This window comes from Amycolatopsis sp. NBC_01307, assembly GCF_035975215.1.
Classification (GTDB): Bacteria; Actinomycetota; Actinomycetes; order Mycobacteriales; family Pseudonocardiaceae; genus Amycolatopsis.
Map to the genome: position 1 here is coordinate 3,331,409 of NZ_CP108403.1, position 18,370 is coordinate 3,349,778.

At 72.2% G+C, this 18,370-nt stretch carries 19 protein-coding genes; 8 read left to right on the forward strand and 11 right to left on the reverse strand.

The genetic code is table 11. From position 1 onward, the window contains the following. Position 1: 1 nt before the first annotated feature. The 3 genes from egtB to OG439_RS13770 all read right to left on the reverse strand — a co-directional run bounded on the left by egtB (position 2) and on the right by OG439_RS13770 (position 3,648). Entirely contained in the window at positions 2-1,336 is a 1,335-nt protein-coding gene (egtB, locus tag OG439_RS13760) for an ergothioneine biosynthesis protein EgtB (RefSeq protein ID WP_326949753.1), read from the reverse strand. Next, positions 1,333-2,601: a glutamate-cysteine ligase family protein gene (locus tag OG439_RS13765; protein WP_326949754.1), complete on the reverse strand. Its 1,269-nt coding sequence runs from the start codon at positions 2,599-2,601 to the stop codon at positions 1,333-1,335. The genes egtB and OG439_RS13765 overlap by 4 nt, the downstream gene beginning before the upstream one ends. Positions 2,602-2,721: 120 nt before the next feature. After that, on the reverse strand, positions 2,722-3,648 hold the full coding sequence (locus tag OG439_RS13770) for a LysR family transcriptional regulator (protein ID WP_247051949.1): 927 nt from the start codon (positions 3,646-3,648) through the stop codon (positions 2,722-2,724). 118 nt (positions 3,649-3,766) lie between these two features. Here OG439_RS13770 and OG439_RS13775 point away from each other — a divergent pair, with 118 nt between their 5' ends. Further along, on the forward strand, positions 3,767-4,966 hold the full coding sequence (locus OG439_RS13775) for a Glu/Leu/Phe/Val dehydrogenase dimerization domain-containing protein (protein ID WP_326949755.1): 1,200 nt from the start codon (positions 3,767-3,769) through the stop codon (positions 4,964-4,966). A 45-nt stretch (positions 4,967-5,011) separates the two neighbouring features. Here OG439_RS13775 and pip read toward each other — a convergent pair whose 3' ends face one another. The 5 genes from pip to OG439_RS13800 form a co-directional block, all read right to left on the reverse strand. Beyond that, the gene (gene pip / locus OG439_RS13780) at positions 5,012-5,959 is read right to left on the reverse strand and encodes a prolyl aminopeptidase (protein ID WP_326949756.1); all 948 of its coding nucleotides are present in this window, start codon (positions 5,957-5,959) and stop codon (positions 5,012-5,014) included. A gap of 92 nt (positions 5,960-6,051) precedes the next feature. After that, positions 6,052-6,780 carry an ESX secretion-associated protein EspG gene (locus tag OG439_RS13785; protein ID WP_247064315.1) on the reverse strand — a complete coding sequence of 243 codons (729 nt, stop codon included), beginning with the start codon at positions 6,778-6,780 and terminating at the stop codon, positions 6,052-6,054. Positions 6,781-6,895: 115 nt separating this feature from the next. After that, positions 6,896-8,275 carry a WXG100 family type VII secretion target gene (locus OG439_RS13790; protein ID WP_326949757.1) on the reverse strand — a complete coding sequence of 460 codons (1,380 nt, stop codon included), beginning with the start codon at positions 8,273-8,275 and terminating at the stop codon, positions 6,896-6,898. Between the two features lie 3 nt (positions 8,276-8,278). After that, positions 8,279-8,935, reverse strand: coding sequence for a DUF3558 domain-containing protein (locus OG439_RS13795; protein ID WP_326949758.1), 657 nt, complete (start codon positions 8,933-8,935; stop codon positions 8,279-8,281). Then, positions 8,932-9,336 (reverse strand): hypothetical protein, encoded by a 405-nt coding sequence (locus tag OG439_RS13800; RefSeq protein ID WP_247051954.1) that lies wholly within the window; start codon positions 9,334-9,336, stop codon positions 8,932-8,934. The genes OG439_RS13795 and OG439_RS13800 overlap by 4 nt, the downstream gene beginning before the upstream one ends. 186 nt (positions 9,337-9,522) lie before the next feature. Between OG439_RS13800 and OG439_RS13805 the strand changes: the two genes are divergently transcribed. The 6 genes from OG439_RS13805 to OG439_RS13830 all read left to right on the forward strand — a co-directional run bounded on the left by OG439_RS13805 (position 9,523) and on the right by OG439_RS13830 (position 15,877). Beyond that, the gene (locus tag OG439_RS13805; RefSeq protein WP_247051955.1) at positions 9,523-10,107 is read left to right on the forward strand and encodes a TetR/AcrR family transcriptional regulator; all 585 of its coding nucleotides are present in this window, start codon (positions 9,523-9,525) and stop codon (positions 10,105-10,107) included. A 23-nt stretch (positions 10,108-10,130) separates the two neighbouring features. Continuing rightward, positions 10,131-10,856, forward strand: coding sequence for a TIGR03086 family metal-binding protein (locus OG439_RS13810; RefSeq protein ID WP_326949759.1), 726 nt, complete (start codon positions 10,131-10,133; stop codon positions 10,854-10,856). A 31-nt stretch (positions 10,857-10,887) separates the two neighbouring features. Continuing rightward, entirely contained in the window at positions 10,888-12,243 is a 1,356-nt protein-coding gene (locus OG439_RS13815; RefSeq protein WP_326949760.1) for a hemolysin family protein, read from the forward strand. Then, a complete protein-coding gene (locus OG439_RS13820) occupies positions 12,240-13,283 on the forward strand; it encodes a hemolysin family protein (protein ID WP_247051958.1) in 1,044 nt (347 codons plus the stop codon). The genes OG439_RS13815 and OG439_RS13820 overlap by 4 nt, the downstream gene beginning before the upstream one ends. Further along, on the forward strand, positions 13,280-14,176 hold the full coding sequence (locus OG439_RS13825) for a 3-methyladenine DNA glycosylase (protein WP_326949761.1): 897 nt from the start codon (positions 13,280-13,282) through the stop codon (positions 14,174-14,176). The genes OG439_RS13820 and OG439_RS13825 overlap by 4 nt, the downstream gene beginning before the upstream one ends. A 111-nt stretch (positions 14,177-14,287) precedes the next feature. After that, positions 14,288-15,877 (forward strand): hypothetical protein, encoded by a 1,590-nt coding sequence (locus OG439_RS13830; protein WP_326949762.1) that lies wholly within the window; start codon positions 14,288-14,290, stop codon positions 15,875-15,877. Between the two features lie 3 nt (positions 15,878-15,880). On the opposite strand, the gene OG439_RS13835 is transcribed toward OG439_RS13830, so the two are convergent. Genes OG439_RS13835 through OG439_RS13845 form a run of 3 tightly spaced genes read right to left on the reverse strand, consistent with a single transcriptional unit; the run spans position 15,881 to position 17,839 of the window. Further along, complete coding sequence (locus OG439_RS13835) at positions 15,881-16,669, reverse strand: aldo/keto reductase (RefSeq protein WP_326949763.1); 789 nt, start codon at positions 16,667-16,669, stop codon at positions 15,881-15,883. A gap of 42 nt (positions 16,670-16,711) precedes the next feature. Further along, on the reverse strand, positions 16,712-17,521 hold the full coding sequence (locus OG439_RS13840; protein ID WP_326949764.1) for a helix-turn-helix domain-containing protein: 810 nt from the start codon (positions 17,519-17,521) through the stop codon (positions 16,712-16,714). A gap of 36 nt (positions 17,522-17,557) precedes the next feature. Further along, positions 17,558-17,839, reverse strand: coding sequence for a hypothetical protein (locus tag OG439_RS13845; RefSeq protein WP_326949765.1), 282 nt, complete (start codon positions 17,837-17,839; stop codon positions 17,558-17,560). A gap of 160 nt (positions 17,840-17,999) precedes the next feature. Here OG439_RS13845 and OG439_RS13850 point away from each other — a divergent pair, with 160 nt between their 5' ends. Next, entirely contained in the window at positions 18,000-18,359 is a 360-nt protein-coding gene (locus OG439_RS13850; protein WP_326949766.1) for a nuclear transport factor 2 family protein, read from the forward strand. Positions 18,360-18,370: the final 11 nt, after the last annotated feature.

The window sequence follows — 18,370 nt, forward strand, 5'->3', positions numbered from 1 at the left end:
CCTAACCCTCGCCCGGGCCCGCGTCGCGGGCGGTGCGGAAGCCGGCGAAGATCTGCCGCCGGATCGGGTAGTCCCAGTTGCGGAACGTGCCCCGGATCGCCGCCGCGTCCGTGCCGAACGAGCCGCCGCGCAGCACCTTGTACTCCGGCCCGAAGAACACCTCCGAGTACTCCTGGTACGGGAACGCGGCGAAGCCCGGGTAGCCGTGGAGGTCGGTGCTCGTCCACTCCCAGACGTCACCGATCAGCTGGTGCACGCCGGTGGGCGACGCGCCGGCCGGGTACGCGCCCGCGGGCGCCGGGCGCAGATGGCGCTGGCCCAGGTTGGCGTGCTCGGCGCCCGGTTCCTCGTCACCCCACGGGAAACGGCGCGACCGGCCGCTCGCCGGGTCGAACCGCGCGGCCTTCTCCCACTCGGCCTCGGTCGGCAGCCGCCGCCCGGCCCACGCCGCGTACGCCTCGGCCTCGAAGAACGAGACGTGCACGACCGGTTCGGCGGCCGTGATCCGCTCGTAGACCCCGAACCGGGTGCGCCACCAGCCGTCCTGCTCCCGCTTCCAGAACCGCGGCGCGGTGATGCCGTTTCCGGTGCGGTAGGCCCAGCCCGCCGGGCTCCACCAGCGCTCGTCGTCGTAGCCGCCGCTGTCCAGGAACCCGGCGTACGCCCCGGAAGTCACCGGCGTGGTGTCCATCCAGTACGCGTCGACGGCGATCTCGTGCGCCGGGCGCTCGTTGTCCAGCGCCCACGGCTCGGCCGACGTGCCCATCGTGAACGCGCCGCCGGGCACCAGGACCTCGGCGGGCAGGGTGCCCGGCCGCGCGGGCGGCGGCTCGGGCGCGTGCAGCACCGGGTCGCCCTGGCGCAGCTGGTGGGTGGCCAGCATGGTCTCGTCGTGCTGCTGCTCGTGCTGGGTCACCATGCCGAACGCGAAGGCCTGTTCGGTGAGCCGGCGGCCGCCCAGCGGCACCCGCTCCAGCACGTCGAACGCCTTCTCGCGCACTTCGCGGACGTAGCTGCGGGCCTCGGCCGGGCTGAGCAGCGGCAGCGCCGGCCGGTCGGCGCGGGCGTGCTGGAAGGCGTCGTAGATGTCGTCGATGTCCGGGCGCAGCGGCTCCCGGCCGCCGACGTCGCGGACCAGCCACAGCTCCTCCTGGCTGCCGATGTGCGCCAGGTCCCAGACCAGCGGCGACATCAGCTTGGAGTGCTGGCGGATCAGGTCCTCGTCGTCGACCGCGTCGGTCAGCGCGTCGCTGCGCGCCCGGGCGCGGGTCAGTGCCTCGGCCGCGCGGGCACGCAGCTCCTCCGCGCCCAGGTCCTTCGACTCCGTGGTGGTCATGCTTCGCTCCTCGATCGGTACGCGCGCCCCTGCACGCTCTCGCAGATCTCGGTTACGGATTCCGCCGTCAGCCCGGTGTGGCCCAGCTCGGCGCAGCCGAGGTCGGCCAGCGCGGCCGCGACGGCCGCCAGGTCCGGGTCGGCCAAGCCGCGGCACGCGGCCGTGGCCCACCGGTCCGCCACCCGCTCGCACAGGTCGCGGACCCTGTCCACTGTGGACGGCCGGGCGAGCAGCGCGGTGACCAGCGCGGCCGGTGCCAGCCACTCGTCCGGCGGTTGCGCGTCGAGGTACCGGATCTCCAGGTACCCCTGCGGGCGGACGGGGGTGAACATCGTCGTGAGGTGGTAGTCGAGATCCGCCTCGGTGGGTTTCGGCAGCAGCGCGGCCGGGCCCCGGCCCTCGATCCAGCCGGCGAAGGTCAGCCCCTCCGGCGCGTCCCACGGGCGGTCTTCCCGGGGCAGCGCCATCAGCGGGGTGTCCATCATGCGCGCGCCCCACGACGCCCCCGGGTCCCCCGCGACGCGCGCCGTGCGCGTGCGGACGGCCTCGGTGTCGTGCACCGCGAGCCAGCGGGCGGACGCGAACCCCGTGTCACGCCCGGCGTGGACGCGGGAGTTGGCGAACAGGGCGAGCAGCGGCGGGCCCATGGCGTGCGCGGCCGCCCAGCGGGCCGCGTGGTGCTCGGCCTCCCCGGCGTCGACGCAGACCTGCAGGCCGGCGGTGCTGCACATCATCGTGAGGCCACCGGGCCCGATCGGCGCGAACCGGCGTTCCATCGCCGCGTAGCGCGGCGTGTCCAGCAGCCGGCGCGGCGCGCGGTGCGCGTCGATGCCGGAATCACCGAACCGGAGGCCGTGGGAGGAGAGAAGTTCACCCAGGTGGCGGAGATCGGCCGAGACGACTGCGTCGAGGTCGCGCAGCGTGGCCTGGGGATGAGCGGAGATTTCGACCTGGCCCCCGGGCTCGAGGCTCACTGGTGAACCTGCCGGGAGCGGCGAAGCGGGGCTGTCGGGGCGCAGTGTCCGCGGGGTGTGCGGGCCCAGTGCCGTGGCGAGGAGGCCGGGATCGAGCGGTCTGGCCGGGTCGTCGGCGTGGTGCACGGTGAACTCCAGCTCGACGCCGGTCAGGCGCGGCGGGCCGTGCTTGAAGCACACCGATGCCACGTACGCCTCCCCGGCCGCGCGGTCCGCCAGGACCCGCGCGGTGCGGTTCGACGCACTACCCGACTTCTCGGGGAATTCGTGCACCGTAGACGCTTCTGTCATGTCAATCCTGTCCCGTGTGGTGGAACTTTCTCGACATCGGACGCTACACGCGGGGTACGACAAAAACAGGGTTGATCCTGCCCTTCAGGACAGGGTCACCACTCCGTAAGAAGTCCCGGATCAGGGCAAAGCGGATTCCGTGCCCAGCCCCAGTTCGGCGGCCGAGGCCCGGACGGCGTCGATCACCAGGTGCAACGCCGGACGGCGGAACGCGGTGCGCCGGTAGGCGATCGACACCGTTCGGAGCAACGGCGTCGTGAGCGTCACGACGTCGATCCCCGGCGGGCGCAGCAAGCGCAGGCCGAGGTCGGAGACGAGGGTGATGCCCAGCCCGGCGCCCACCATGGCCATCGCCGTGGACTGCTCCTCGACCTCGTGGTTGATCTTCGGGGCGAACCCGTGGCGCCGGCACGCCGTGCGCATCGCCCGGCCGAAGTGCGACTTCGGGCTGGCCAGGATCCAGGGGTGCTCGGCGAGGTCGTCCAGCGACGCCGAGCCCGCGGGCACCGCGCCGCGCGGCACCGCCGCGTGGAGGCGTTCGACGGCCACGACGGCCCGTTCCAGGCCCGCGTCCCAGGGCATCGGCGCGTCGGAGTAGTCGATGACGAAGGACAGGTCGAGCACGCCGTCGCGGACCGCCTCGGCGGTGTCCTCCGGCGCCAGCTCCCGGGTCCGGACCTCGATGCCCGGGTGCGAACCGGCCAGCGTCGTCAGCGCGGTCGGGAGCAGGCCGGAGGCCACCGAGGCCCACACCCCGGCCGTCAGCCGGACGGTCCGGGCGTCCTGCGCCTCCTCCAGGGCGAGCGTGGCCCGCTCCACCGAGCCGAGGATCTCCTCGGCGTGCTCGGTGAGCAGTTTGCCCAGTTCGGTGAGCTGGACCCGCCGGCCCAGCCGTTCGAACAGCTTGGCCCCGACGTCCCGTTCCAGCTGCGCGAGCTGCTGCGACACCGCCGAAGCGGTGTAGTGCAGGGCCGCCGCGGCAGCCGTCACGGTGCCCCGGCGGTGCAGCTCGCGGAGCATCTTCAGCCGATGCAACGAAAGCTCCATGCACCAAACCTAAACGAGATCGTGCAGTAGCGTTAAATGGACGCGAAGGCCACCCGGGGCGCAGGCTCGTGGTGGCGGTCACGAGGCCGCCCCGACTTCCCCGGAGGTGAGTGGCCTGATGATCCCCCGCAACGCCGAGCCGCTGATGCGACTGTCGTGGACCGACCCCCTCACCGGCGCGAACGGCTACCTGGTCGTGCACAGCCTGGTCTCCGGCGTCGCCACCGGCGGCACCCGGATGCGGGCCGGCTGCACCATGGGCGAGGTCGAGGACCTCGCCCGGGGCATGGCCAACAAGACCGCGACCTTCAACCTGCCGGTCGGCGGCGCGAAGGGCGGCATCGACTTCGACCCGAAGGACCCGCGCGCCTTCGGCGTCCTGACGCGCTTCTGCTCGTTCCTCCGGCCCTGGCTGGACGCCCACTGGGTGACCGCGGAAGACCTCGGCGTCCCGCAGCACCTGATCGACGCGGTGTTCGCCGACCTCGGGCTGGAGCAGTCGTTCCACGCCGCGATCGGCCGGTCGGCCGATCCGGAGCGCACCCTGCGGCGGGTGCAGGCCGGCCTCAACGCCCCGGTGCCCGGCGGGCTGCTGCTCGGCGACGTCGTCGGCGGCTACGGCGTGGCGCAGGCGTGCCTCGGCGTCGCGTCGGCGTGGGACTGGGACGTGCGCGAGACGACCGTGGCGATCCAGGGCATCGGCACCATGGGCGGCGGCGCGGCCTGGTACCTGCACGAAGCGGGCATGAAGGTCGTCGCGGTCGCCGACGCCGCGGGCACGCTCTACGCACCCGAAGGCCTCGACATCCCGGCGCTGCTCGACCTGCGCGACCGCTTCGGCGAGGTGGATCGCAAGCGGCTGCCGGCCGGGATCAAGCTGCTTCCCCGCGACGCCGTCGTCTCGACCGACGCGGACATCTTCGTGCCGGCGGCGATCTCCTACGCGCTGCGGCCGGACAACGAGAACCTGGTCAAGGCCAAGGTCGTCATCGAGGCGGCCAACGCGGCGACGACGCCGGAGGCCGAAGCGGCGCTCTCGGCGCGCGGGGTGGCCGTCGTGCCGGACTTCGTGGCCAACGCCGGTGCCGCGGCGTGGGCGTGGTGGCTGCTGCTGGGCGAGGTCGGCGCGGACCCGGCCGACTCGTTCCTGCGGCTGCGCACCGAGATGCAGTCCAAGGTGGCGCTCCTGCTGGCGGAGTGGAACATGGACCGGCTGCCGCTGCGCGTCACCGGGCTGAAGCTGGTGGAGGCGAACCGGGCCGCGCGCGCCGAAGTGGCGCTCACCCCCGAGGGCGAGCCGGCGCTGCTCATCCCGTGAGCCGGGGTCCGCGCGGCGCCTCGACCGGGGCGCCGCGCGGGCACCTCAGCCCGCGAAGCGGTCGGTCGCGCCGACCAGGACGTCCTGCATCGAGACGTCCTGCGTGCTGTGCCCGACGTTGTCGAGCATGACCAACTCGCTGGCCGGCCAGCCGTGGTGCAGCAGCCACGGCGTGCCGACCATGTTGCTCGTGTCGAGCACACCCTGGGCGAGCACGGCCGGGACGTCCGCGAGCTTGCCCAGGTTGGCCAGGATCTCACCGTCGGGCAGGAAGGCCCGGTTGCTGAAGTAGTGCGTGACGATCCGGGCGAAGCAGAGCCGGTAGGCCGGATCCTCGAAGGCGTCGTGCGGCGGGACGCCGGGCAGCATCGCGTCCTCCCAGGCGCACCAGTCCGCGGCCGCCTTTTGGTGGACCGCGGGGTCCGGGTCCAGCAGCAGGCGGTTGTAGGCGGCCGAAAGGTCGCCGTCGCGCTCGGCTTCCGGGACGCCGTCGCGGAACCTCGCGAAGCCCTCCGGGAAGTACGCGCCCAGGCCGCGGATGAGCATCTCGATCTCGAGGAAGCGGTCGGTCGCGAGGCCCATCAGGACCAGCTCGCTCACCCGGTCGGTGTGGCGCAGCGCGTAGGTCAGGCTCAGGACCGAGCCCCAGGAACCGCCGAACAGCAGCCACTTCCCGATGCCGAGCCGGGTGCGGAGCAGTTCGAAGTCCGCGACCAGGTGGTCGGTGGTGTTGGCGGAGAGGTCGGCGACCGCGGCCCCGGCGTGCGGGGTGCTGCGGCCGCAGCCGCGCTGGTCGACGAGCACGACCCGGTACTTCGCGGGGTCGAAGTACCGGCGTACGTTCGTCGAGCAGCCCGAGCCCGGCCCGCCGTGCACGACCAGCGCCGGCTTGCCGTCGGGGTTCCCGCAGGTCTCCCAGTAGATCTCGTGCCCGTCGCCGACGTCGAGCAGGCCGTGCTCGTACGGTTCGATCTCGGGGTACAGCCCAGCCATCAGCACGTCCTTCCACCGGAATACGACAGCGCTGTCACATTAGCGCCGGGCCGTGGTCGACGCGCTCCCATTTCGGATCAGCTCAGCGGGGCTCAGTTCAGGGAGCCGGCCAGCTCGGTGAGGGTGTCGGCCAGCTCGCGCGGGCCGGCCGGGCCGATGTGGATGACCTCGTCGTCACCGGCGCCGGAGGTGTAGCTGAGGTAGCGGCCCCAGTCCGTGTCGGCGTAGTGCAGCGGCTGCCGCAGACAGGTGTGGCGGCCGACGTCGTCACGGCGTCCGACGTAGAGCTCGCCGCTGCCGGTGACCGGCCGCTGGACCAGGCTGACGACGTCGGCGATCGCCGGGGACAGCGGGTAGGCGTCCTGACCGCGGCGGGCGGCGTCGGCCAGGTCCGCCACCCGGACGGTGCGCGGGTTGCCGCCGCCGGGCCCGACCGGCGGCAGCTGCTCGACGAGCGACTCGGCGAGCCGGTTCCGGTCGATCTCCTGGACGCCGACGTGCGCGCCGTCGGAGACCGCGAGAATCGCCTGCAGCCCCTTCGCGGCGGCGAGCACGCCGTAGGTCTGGCCGCCGGCGCCGACCCAGCCGTAGCACTCCCGCGCCGGCGTCACCAGCAGCGGGAGCCAGTCGAGGAAGTCGAACGACGCCCGCCCCCGCGCGTCGACCAGCCCGGCCTCCGCGAGCGCGGCGTCGATCCGGTGGTCGGCCTCGTCACGCTCCTCGTCCGAGAGCCACAGGGGCTCCGGACGCAGGGTGATGTGCAACTGACCGACCTGCTCACGCTCGGCCAGTGCGGCCAGCGCCTCGACCGGAACGTCCACCCGGCCTGTTGCCACGTCCACCTCGTTTTACTCGCCGATGACCGGCGGACTGGTCCGCCGGCCGGTGCCGTTCACTCGCCGACGGCCGGCGGACTGATCCGTCGGCCGGTCTCGTTCACTCACCGATGACCGGCGGGCTGGTCCGCTGGTCGGTGCCGAAGATCGCGTCCGGGTCCGCTTCGATCAGGAAGTCCGGCCGCTGGTGCTCATCATCTTCCTCACCCTCGCCGCGCCGCCCACCGGCACCCATCGGCCCCATCTGCCCGGACCGCCCACCGGCCGACCGAGCCGCGGCCGCCTCCGCGGCGGCCGCGTTGCCGAGACTGCCCATGCCGGAGCCGCGCCCGCTGCCGAGCCCACGCTCCCCCGCCGCACCGGAACCACTGCCGGTGCTACCGCTGCCGCTACCGGTCCCGCCGCTGCCGGATCCGCCGATCGGGCGGCCGCTGGAGTCGAGGAGCCGTCCGCCCGCGGAACCGCTGCTGGGACCGCGCCCGCCAGGACCGGTTCCCGTGCCGGAGCCGCCGGGTTCGCCGAAGGTGTTGGAGTAGTTCTGACCACCGCCGCCCCCACCGGTGCCGGTCGGGTAGAAGTCGACCCCACCCGTCCCGGGCGGCGTCTTGCCAGGCCGGTCGCCGGTCTGTTGCCCGGTGGGCAGCCTGCCGGGGAGGTTGGTGCCGGGGGTGCCCGTCGTGCCGGTGCCGGTCGTGTGGGTGGTGTCGGTGCCGCCGGTACCCCCGGTCCCGCCCGTTCCACCGGTTCCCCCAGTGCCGCCGGTTCCTCCCGCGCCACCCGTTCCCCCCGTACCGCCCGGCTTGTCGGGACCACCGGAGTGCGTGGTGTCGACGCTGGTGGTCGAGGTGTGGTCGTCACTCCCACCGGGATGATCCGGCGTCCAGTTGTGCCCATCGATGATCGGCGGCTTGATCCGCCCGGGTGTCTGCGGCGTGTTGACGGCAATCGTGGCGCCGTCGGATTGGAGAACCCCGTAGTCCGTCGGAAGAACGGCTTTGGTACCACTGGTGGCACTGCTGTACTGGTCCATCACGCGGACGTTGGTCTCATTGGCCGCGTTGTACTTCGCGATGCCGGTTTGGTAGTCGTTGACTTCGTCCTGGGCCATGAACGGCCCGGCGATCGGAATGGCGGCCTTGAGACCCACGGACCACGGACTGGGCTTGTCCGGCTTGGGCGGAATCTCGACGACGGCGTTGTTCGAGTTTTCGAACACGTCCGCCTGCGTGTCGACCGAGGCCTTGGTCATGTCGAGCGGCATCGCGGTCTCGGCGAAGGCCTGCTCGAGCGGTCCGGCTCCGGCGTTGGCGGCGTCGGCGGCGCTCCCGGTCCACGCCTGCTTCATCCGCTCCTGCAGCGACTTGATGCCCTGCGCGCGGTCCATGTAGGCCGAAGAGAGCTTCTCCACCGACTCGGACATCTGCCGGAGTCCTTCGGTGTCCCCCTGTTTGAAGTTGTCGTAGATCTGCTTGCCGTCCACTCGTCAAGCCCCCTTGAGTGTTTTGACCGTTCCGGCCGCGACGCGTTGCGCTGCGTCGCAAGAATCCTGTTGTCCCTCGTAGCCTTCCGCGAAAACGGAGACCGCCAGGTCGTCGGCGATTCCGACCGCCATGGTGCAGTTTCCGGCCGCCCTGCGGTCGCGGGTGTCGAAGTACAGCGCGGGATAACCGTCGACTTCCGGGGCCGGTTCGAGGAACTTGATCAAAGCTCCGGAACGGTCGTGGGCAGCCTGGATGCCGGCCAATCCGCCGGCCCCCTGGTCGCGGTTGCCCGTCCCGAGGATGACCAGCACGCTGAGTCCGTCGCCCCTGATCTTCCACCCGCAACTGGGGCCTGACTGCCCTTCGGGAGTGGCATCGCCCGGGCGCGGCTCGCCCGGTTCGGTGTACCGCAGCTGGGTCAGAACGTCGGCCGGGACGAGGCCGCACGGGTTGCCCACGTACTTGGTCGCGTCCAGCGGAGTGGTGACTTTCGGTGCGTCCGCGGTCGGGCTCGGCTCCCCGGACGACGCCGGAGAGGACGACGTGTCCGCGGGGTTGGCGGTGCCACCGGTTGTCGACGTGCAAGCCGAAGCGAACGCGCACAAGCACAGGGCGACCACGCCGAGGACGCTCGCTTCGGCGAACTTCGGCAGCCTCACGTCGCCTGCCCGAACGTTCCGGACATGCCCTGGTCCGTCGCGACGGTCTTCGTCTGCGCTTCCTTCAGCTTCTTGATGTACCCCTGCACGTACTTGCGCATGGAATCGTTCTGCGTCTGCAGCGAGGTGACCGACTCGAAGGTGGTCGTCTCGTAGCTGCCGCTGGCGGGGTCCTGGCCGGGCGCCACCGAGGCGTTCACCAGAGTGTCGATCGTGCGACCGTCGTCGATGATCTTGTCCAGCTCGTCTTCCCAGAGGCTGATCACCGAGGCGAGCTCTTCCGGTTCCATCTTGAACTGGCCGCCACCGCCGCCCCCACCGCCGTAGACGCGACCGCCCTCGCCCAGGATGTCGCCACCCCAGACCGCCTGCGCCGCCTGTCCGGCTTCGCCGATGATCACGCCCCGCACCTTCCCCTCAGCTCACCCACCGTGATGGTGCAAAGACTAGCCAACCGTCTCATTCCGTGTCAGCGAATCGCCGCAACCTTCCGACGTCGGGAGCCTTCGGGTGGTTCCCGGGCACTCCGGGTCACAAGACGTACGTACGGATTGCGAGATGCCGGTCCGCGGTGCCAGGATTCGAGGATGCCACGCGTAAGCCAGGATCACCTCGACGCAAGACGGCGCCAGATCCTCGACGGCTCGCGGGTGTGCTTCGCGCGCTACGGCTACGAAGGTGCCACAGTCCGGCGCCTCGAGGAAGCCACCGGACTCTCCCGCGGCGCCATCTTCCACCACTTCCGCGACAAGGAGTCGCTCTTCCTCGCCCTCGCCGAGGACGACGCCATCCGGATGGCCGACGTCGTCGCCGAGCAAGGGCTCGTCCAGGTCATGCGTGACCTGCTGGCCGGCGACGGCGAGCACCCCGCCGACTGGCTCGGCACCCGCTTGGAAGTCTCACGGCGGCTGCGAACCGACCCGGAGTTCCGCGCCCGCTGGGCCGAGCGCTCCGAACAGCTCACCACCGCGACCCGGCTGCGGCTGCTGCGCCAGCGCGAGGCCGGGAACCTGCGTGACGACGTCGACGTCGACGTCCTCACCGCCTTCCTCGAGCTCGTCCTCGAAGGACTCGTCTCGCACCTGGCGATGGGCCTGCCGGGCGCCGGCCTCGGTCCGGTGCTCGACCTCGTCGAGGAGACGGTGCGGCGGCACCGGCCCGGCACCACCTGAGCGGCCGTGTTCAAATGGCCCGCGTGGATCTCCTCGAGGCACACGGCCAGGCCATCCGGGCGTTCGGCGAGGCCGTGCACGCCGCCGGCGACGGCGCCTGGGGCCGCCGGACGCCGTACACCGCGTGGACGGTCCGCGACCTCGTGAACCACCTCGTCGCCGAGCAGCTCTGGGCGCCGTCGCTGCTCGCGGGCGCCACGCTCGACGACGTCGGCGACCGCTTCGACGGCGACGTCCTCGGCGAAGACCCGGCCGGTGCCTGGGACGCGGCCGCCGAGGGCGCGCGGGAGGCCTTCCTCGACGACGGCGTCCTCGAACGCACCGTCCACCTGTCCTACGGCCTGGTCCCCGCCCGGGAGTACGGCTGGCAGATGACGATCGACGCCGCCGTGCACAGCTGGGACCTCGCGCGGCCTGCCCAGCCCGGTCACCGAGCCGCTGGCCGAGCGCCTGATCGACGTCGTGCGCCCATGGGTGGACGAGTGGCAGGGGCTCGGCCTGTTCGACCCGCCCGTCGCGGTCCGCCGCGGCGCCGGCTCCACCACCCGGCTCGTCGGTCTGCTGGGGCGCCGGCCGAGGTGAGCGCGCCGACACACCGATGTGCCCGCACCGCGCGGCAAGGACACGTTAAGATTCATCCCATAATCGCAGTACACGCCGATTTCCCGCTAGGAGTGACCGTTTCGTGCGCGCAGCGCAGTCACCCGGTGACAGTACCGGGCCGGGTGACCGACCCGGCTGTCCGATAGGTTCGCCCACCGCCACCTCGGCGGGTGCGGAATGATGCAGATCCTCTTCGCCGTCCTCGGCGTCCTCGTCTTCGTCCTGCTGACGGTCGGCACCGGACTCGCCGTCGCGGCCGAGTTCTCGCTGACCGCGCTGGAACGCAGCACGGTCGACGCCAACGTCCGCCAGGTCGGCGACCGCCGCGCGCTGACCGTGCAGAAGGCCCACCGGACGCTGTCGTTCCAGCTCTCCGGCGCCCAGGTCGCGATCACCCTGACCACGCTCATCACCGGTTACCTGGCCGAGCCGCTGATCGGCGAGCTCGTCCGGCCGCTGCTGACCGGCATCGGGCTGCCCACGGCGTTCGCCGCGGGCGCGTCGATCGTGCTCGCCCTGGTCATCGCCACCTCGCTGTCGATGATCCTCGGCGAGATGGTGCCGAAGAACCTGGCGATCGCCCGGCCGCTGCCGACCGCTCGCGCGGTCACCGGCTACCACTCGCGCTTCTCCGCGCTGTTCCGCTGGCTCATCACGCTGATGAACAACAGCGCGAACTTCCTGGTGCGCAAGTTCGGCGTCGAACCGCAGGAGGAACTGCGGTCCGCGAGGTCACCCCAGGAGCTGGGCTCGATCGTGCGGTCGAGCGCCGAGAGCGGCACGCTCGACACGTCGACCGCGGAGCTGCTGGACCGGTCGCTGCGGTTCGGCGAGCGCACCGCGGAGGAGCTGATGACCCCGCGCGTGCAGCTGGAAGCGCTCACCGTGGACGACACGATCGAGGACCTCATCGCCATCTCCAGCCGCACCGGGTTCTCGCGGTTCCCGGTGCACGCCGAGGACCTCGACGACGTCCGCGGCGCAGTGCACGTGAAGCAGGCCTTCGCCGTGCCCGCCGCCGAGCGCAAGAAGGTGCCGATCGGCTCGGTCATGCGGCCGGTGCCGACCGTGCCGGAGTCCCTGCCGGGTGACGACCTGCTCGACCGCCTGCGCGACTCGCGGTTCCAGCTGGCGATCGTCGTCGACGAGTACGGCGGCACGGCCGGGCTCGTGACGCTGGAGGACGTGGTCGAGGAGATCATCGGCGACGTCCGCGACGAGCACGACGACCGCGAAGCCCCCGCGTCGCAGCAGGTCGGCACCGACAGCTGGCTGGTGTCCGGGCAGCTGCGGCCGGACGAGGTCACCGACGTCACCGGGTTCCGGATGCCGGACGGCGACTACGAGACCATCGCCGGGCTGATCCTCGAACGGCTGGGCAAGATCCCCGCCGAGGGCGACGCCGCCGAGGTCGACGGCTGGCGGCTCACCGTGACCACGATGGACCGCCACCGCGTCGCCGAGGTCGAAGTGGCCCCGGTCCGCGAGGCCGAGCCGGCCGAAGAGGCCGCCGAAAGCGAGGTGGTCTCGTGAGCGACTGGCTGAACATCGCCCTCGTGGTGTTCCTGCTGCTGCTCAACGCCTTCTTCGTGGGCGCGGAGTTCACGCTCATCTCCTCGCGGCGTGACCGGCTCGAAGCGCTGCTGGAGCAGGGCAAGACGCGCGCGAAGATCGTGATCAACGCGAGCAAGCACGTGTCGCTGATGCTGGCCGGCGCGCAGCTGGGCATCACCATCTGCTCGCTGCTGCTCGGCCGCCTCGGCGAACCCGCTGTCGCGCACCGGCTCTCGGCGTTCTTCGACCTGCTGGGCCTGCCCGAAGGCCTGCTGCACCCGATCTCGTTCGCGATCGCGCTGGCCTTCATCACGGTGCTGCACGTGCTGATCGGCGAGATGGTGCCGAAGAACCTCGCCATCGCCGAACCGGAGAAGCTCGCGCTCTGGCTGGTGCCGGTGCACGTCGGCTGGGTCAAGATCGCGAACCCGTTCATCTGGCTGCTGAACTTCGTCGCGAACTCGCTGCTGCGCGCGGTGAAGGTCGAGCCGAAGGACGAGCTGGAGACGGCCTACACCTCCGACGAGCTGGCCGAGCTGCTCAGCGAGTCGCGCCGGGAGGGCCTGATCGACCAGTCCGAGCACCGGCGGCTCACCCAGACGCTGTCCTCGGTGCAGAAGACGGTGTCCGACGTGCTGGTGCCGACGGCCGACCTGACGACCCTGCCGTGCGCGCCGACCCTCGGCGACGTCGAGCGGGTGGTGTCCTCGACCGGCTTCTCGCGCTTCCCGGTGTGCACCGACGACGGGCGCCTGACGGGCTACATCCACGTCAAGGACGTCCTGGACCTGGCCGGCGAGGACCCGGCGACGATGGTGCCGGCGTCGAAGACGCGGCCGCTGACCGAGCTGCGGGCCGACGCCCGGCTGGACGTCGCGCTCTCGGCGATGCGCAAGGAGGGCAGCCACCTGGCGCGGGCGCTCGACACCACCGGCAACGCGGTGGGCGTCGTCGCGCTCGAAGACCTCGTCGAGGAGTACGTGGGCACCGTGCGCGACGGCACCCACGTGGGCGCATGACCGCGGTCGACGTGCTCGCCGAACCGGACTGGCTGGCCCGGGAGGCGGCGCACGCCGACCGGGTGCGCCGGTGGACGGTCCCGCACCAGGACCGCAAGTCCCGGGGCGAGAAGCACCCGGTGCTGGACTTCCTGTTCACCTACTACTCGCACCGGCCGGGCCACCTCGAACGCTGGCAGCCGGGCCCCGGCGTCGCGCTCGCCGGGCCCGCGGCGCAGCGCTTCCTCGACCGGAAGGGCTACGTCGAGACGAGCGACGGCGTCGTCCTCGACCCGGCCGGGTTCACCGAGCGCAAGGCCAAGACGGCGGAGTTCGTGCTCGGCCTGCTCAGCGCGACGGCGTCCCGCGCGCCCCGGCTGAGCTGCTTCGGGCTGCACGAGTGGGCGATGGTCTACCGCGAGCCGGCGGATTCCGTGCGCCACGACCAGGTCCCGCTGCGGCTCGGGTCGACGGGCACCGACGCGGTCGTCGAGTCGCTGGACATCCGCTGCGGGCACTTCGACGCGTTCCGGTTCTTCACCCCGCCGGCGCGGCCCCGCAACGAGCTGGAGCCGACGCGGGCGACGCAGGTCACCCTCGAGCAGCCGGGCTGCCTGCACGCGAACATGGACTTGTTCAAATGGGCGTACAAGCTCGACCCGTTCGTGCCCGCGGAGCTCGTCGCCGACTGTTTCGAGCTCGCGGCCGAGATCCGGGAGCTGGACATGCGGGCGAGCCCGTACGACCTCGCGGCTCTCGGCTACCCGCCCGTGCGGATCGAGACCGCCGAGGGACGGGCCGAGTACGCTCGCGCGCAGGCCGGGTTCGCCCGCCGTTCGGCACCCTTGCGTGCTCGCCTGATCGCGCACTGCAATAGCCTGGTCAGCCCAGCCGGGCGGCCTCCGCGAGCGTGACACAACTGTGAGTTAGATTATTCCCGGCCCGTTGCTCACCTGTTAGGGTGATAACGGTTTGATTGCATAGCAGCGCGTGCTTGACGTGCTCTTTAGGCCGAAAGGATGACGATGGGGCGACACGCCCGGCCCGACGAGCCGGTGCCACACCCGCTGGACCGCGCCGGGGCGAAGCGTCCCCCCGCCGAGGGTCCGGGTGCCGTCCCGCAGCGTCCGAACCAGGCCGAGCCCCCCACGTCCCGACGGACCGGGCGCGGCGAGTCCGCCGGTGCCGGCCGGACGGGCCGGCGCGCTCCCCGCGCCGCCGGCCCCACCGAGACCACCACCGTCATCCCGGCCACCGGCGCCACCCCGGCCCCCTCCCCGGCCTCCGGCCAGAGCGAAGATTCCGGGTGGTTCCGCAAGCCGACCGAGGATTCCGGGGCATTCCGGACCGCCGGGCGGACCGAGGCCCCCGGAGCCCCGCGCGCGCCCCGCCGCGGCGAGAACACCGGCACGTTCCGCAGTGAGACCCCCGAGCCGCCGCGTCCCCCCGGCCGCGGCGAGGATTCGGGCCGGTTCCGCACCGCCGGCCGCCGCGGAAAGAACAGCGCCCTCGCACCGGAGGCGCCCGAGACTCCCGGTGCCACGCGCCGAGGCGAAGACTCCGGCATGTTCCGCGCCGCCCGCCGCGGCAAGAACGCCGACACCTTCCCGGCCCCCGACGGAACGGAAACGCCCGAGACCCCCGGCGGCACCCGCCGCGGCGAAGACTCCGGCATGTTCCGCGCCGCCGCCACCCGCCGCGGCCAGAACACGGCCCCCGAAACCGCAGCACCCGAGCCGGCCGACGGCACCCGCCGCGGCGAGGAATCCGGGACCTTCCGCGCAGCCCGTCGCGGTGAGAACACCGGGACCTTCCGTGCCGCCCGTCGTGGGGAGAACACCGGTTCCTTCCGCGCCGCCGGCCGATCCGAGACCACCGGCACCTCCCGCGTCCCCGGCCGGAGCGAGAGCACCGGGCCGCACCGGAGTGACGACACCGGCTCGCACCGGACCGCCGCCCGGAGCGAGGACACCGGCACCCAGCGGACCCTCGGCAAGGTCGCCGAGGCGACCGGCTCGCACCGCATCGTCGGCAAGAAGGCCCCGCGTCGCAAGATCGCGGGCTGGCCGATCGCCTGTCTCGTGCTCGCCGCCCTCATCGGGCTCGGCATCGTCGGCTGGAACTGGGCCGACAGCGAGCTCAACAGCCGCGCCGAGGCCCAGGCCGCCAGCTGCTCCAGCGGCACGTCGCACATGCGCGTGATCGTCACCCCGAGCGTGCAGAAGCCGCTGGCCGCCGCGGCCGACCGCTGGAACCAGGCCGCCACCGTCGTCCACGGCCAGTGCGTGAACGTGACGATCGAGGCCAAGCCGTCGGCGCAGGTGCTCGACGCGCTGGTCGGCCGGGCCAACCTGGACTCGATCGGTGGGCTCCCCACCGCGTGGCTGCCCGAGTCGACGTACTGGATCAGCGAGCTGACCACCAAGAAGCCCGAGATGATCGGCTCGCCCGCCCAGTCGGTCGCCACCGCGCGGTCGGCGGACTACCCGTTCGTCGGGCTGACCGGGCCGGGCATCGACGACACCCTGCTGCGCGCGGCACAGACGTTCCGCGAGTACCTCGAGCAGCCCGCCCAGCAGGCCGACTTCACCGCCGCCGGGATCAAGACCGCCTGATCCTCAGGCCGGGCCGACGCGCGTGCCGTTGTCGAGCTCGGCCAGCACGGCCAGGTCGTCGTCGGCCAGCTCGAAGTCGAACACCTCGAAGTGCTCCCGGGTCCGGGTCGTGGTGGCCGAAGCCGCCACCGCGACCGTGCCGCCCTGCAGGTGCCACCGCAGGACGATCTGGGCCGGGGTCTTGCCGTACTTCGCCGCCAGCGCGGTGACCGTCTCGTCGGACAGCAGCGCGCTGTTCGCCGCCGGGCTCGACGCGCCGGTCAGGATGCCGTGCGCGTCGTGGAACTCCCGCAGCGGCAGCTGCTGCAGCCACGGGTGCAGCTCGACCAGGTTGACCGCCGGGACGGTGCCGGTGGCGTCGATCAGCCGGCGCAGCTCGGCCGCGCTGAACCCCGCCACGCCGATCGCGCGGGCCCGGCCGTCGGCGCGCAGCCGCGACAGCGCGCGCCAGGTGTCGGTGAACGCGCCGTTCGTGCCGGCCACCAGGATCAGGTCGACGCGGTCGGCCTGCAGACCGGCCAGCACCTGGTCGGCCGCACGGCGGGCGGCGTCGTACCCCTGCACGGGCACCTTGACGCTGACGAACACGTCCTCGCGCGGCACGTCCGACGCGGCGAGGACCGCGCCCACGGCCTCCTCGGTGCCCGGTGCGGTGTCGATGCCGCGGTGGCCGGTGTCGAGGGCGATGCGGACGGCGCGGCCGGTCTCGGAGGCGCTCAGGCCGGTGACGCCGAACAGCAGCTGGGGGATGCGGACTCCGTCGGACAGGGCTAGCGAAGGCGGAACGGCCATCAACCGGTGATCCTCACTTCGGGTGCTGCGCGGGGATCTCCATCATTCCACCCGGGCCGACCGCTCGCGCAGGTACGCGGCCGTCGCCGGGTCGGCCGGGAAGAACGACTCGATCACCAATTCCGCCACGGTGACGTCCAGCGGCGTGCCGAACGTGGCGACCGTGCTGAAGAACGTCAGGTCGGTGCCCTCGTGGCGGAAGATCAGCGGCACGAAGATGTCACCCGGTCCGGGGACCTCCACCTCGGGCACCGGCTGGTCGCAGGGGTAGCCGCGCAGCTCGGCCAGCAGATCGGCGAGGCCGGTGTCCGCGGTCTGGCCGACCTGGCGCCGCAGCCGGCCGAGCAGGTGGGCGCGCCACTCCCCCAGGTTCCGGATGTGCGGCGCCATGCCCCGCGGGTGCAGGGTCGCGCGCAGCACGTTGGCCGTCAGCTCGGGCGCCAGCCCGGCGACGAACAGGCCGGTGGCGGCGTTGGCGTCGACGAGGTTCCAGTTCCGGTCCACGACGGCGGCCGGGTACGGCTCGTGCCCGGCGAGCAGCTGCCGTACGGCCTGGCGGACGGCGGTCATCTCGGGATCCCCCAGCGCACTCTCGGTGTAGGCGGGCGCGAACCCGGCGGCGAGCAGCAGCCGGTTGCGGTCCCGCAGCGGCACGTCGAGGTGCTCCCCGAGCCGCAGCACCATGTCCCGGCTCGGCCGCGACCGCCCGGTCTCCACGAAGCTGAGGTGGCGGGTGGAGATGTCGGCGGAGATCGCCAGGTCGAGCTGGCTGATCCGCCGCCGGTCGCGCCATTCCCGCAGAAGCTCACCCACCGGCCGCTGCCGCGCGGCCGCCTGCACCGAAGTCGTCACGGGACCGACGCTACGACGATCACCGCGGCGCGGCCATTACTTCGGGGGTAATGGCTCGATGTGCGCTCCGGGCGGACACCACCCTTCGAGCCGGTCCATGAGGTCACGGATGGCGTCGTCGGCCGGGACATCGGTTCCTTCCGGCACGCCGGCGAGGACGGTGTCCAGGGCGCAGCCGCAGGCCGCCAGCAGCGCTGCCTGCGTGAGACCGGCCGCGTAGCCGCCGACGGCCACCTCTTCGAGCGCGGCCGACGGCTCGTCGCCGCGGGCCGCGGCGACGATGTCCGCGACCAGCTCCGGCCTTTCCTCGTTCAGCACGTGCCGAGTGTGCCGAGCGCCCACGTGGATGCGCCAGCGGATTTCGGGGCCGTCTCGGCATTACCTCGCGCGTAATCGACGCGCCGCCGCCCGGGCGCCACAGTGGATCTCAGCGAGGGGCGACGACAACCCGTTGTCCCCCAACAAAAGGGAGCATCCCATGACCGACGTGCGGACCATTGTGGAGCAGTACATCGCCGTGTGGAACGAAACCGACTCCGGCAAGCGCAGGGCGCTCATCGCCGACGTCTTCACCGAGGGCGCCGGCTACACCGACCCGCTCGGCGCCGTCCGGGGGCACGACGGGATCGACCACTTCGTGGCCGGGGCGCAGGCGCAGTTCGGCGGGCTCACCTTCAGCCTGCCCGCCGAGCCCGACGCCCACCACGACCTCGCGCGGTTCCAGTGGTACCTCGGCACCCCCGGCGCCGAGCCGGTCGCGATCGGGTTCGACGTCGTGGAGCTCGAAGACGGCAAGATCGCCGACGTCCACGGCTTCCTCGACAAGATGCCCGGCTGAACGCGCAAAGG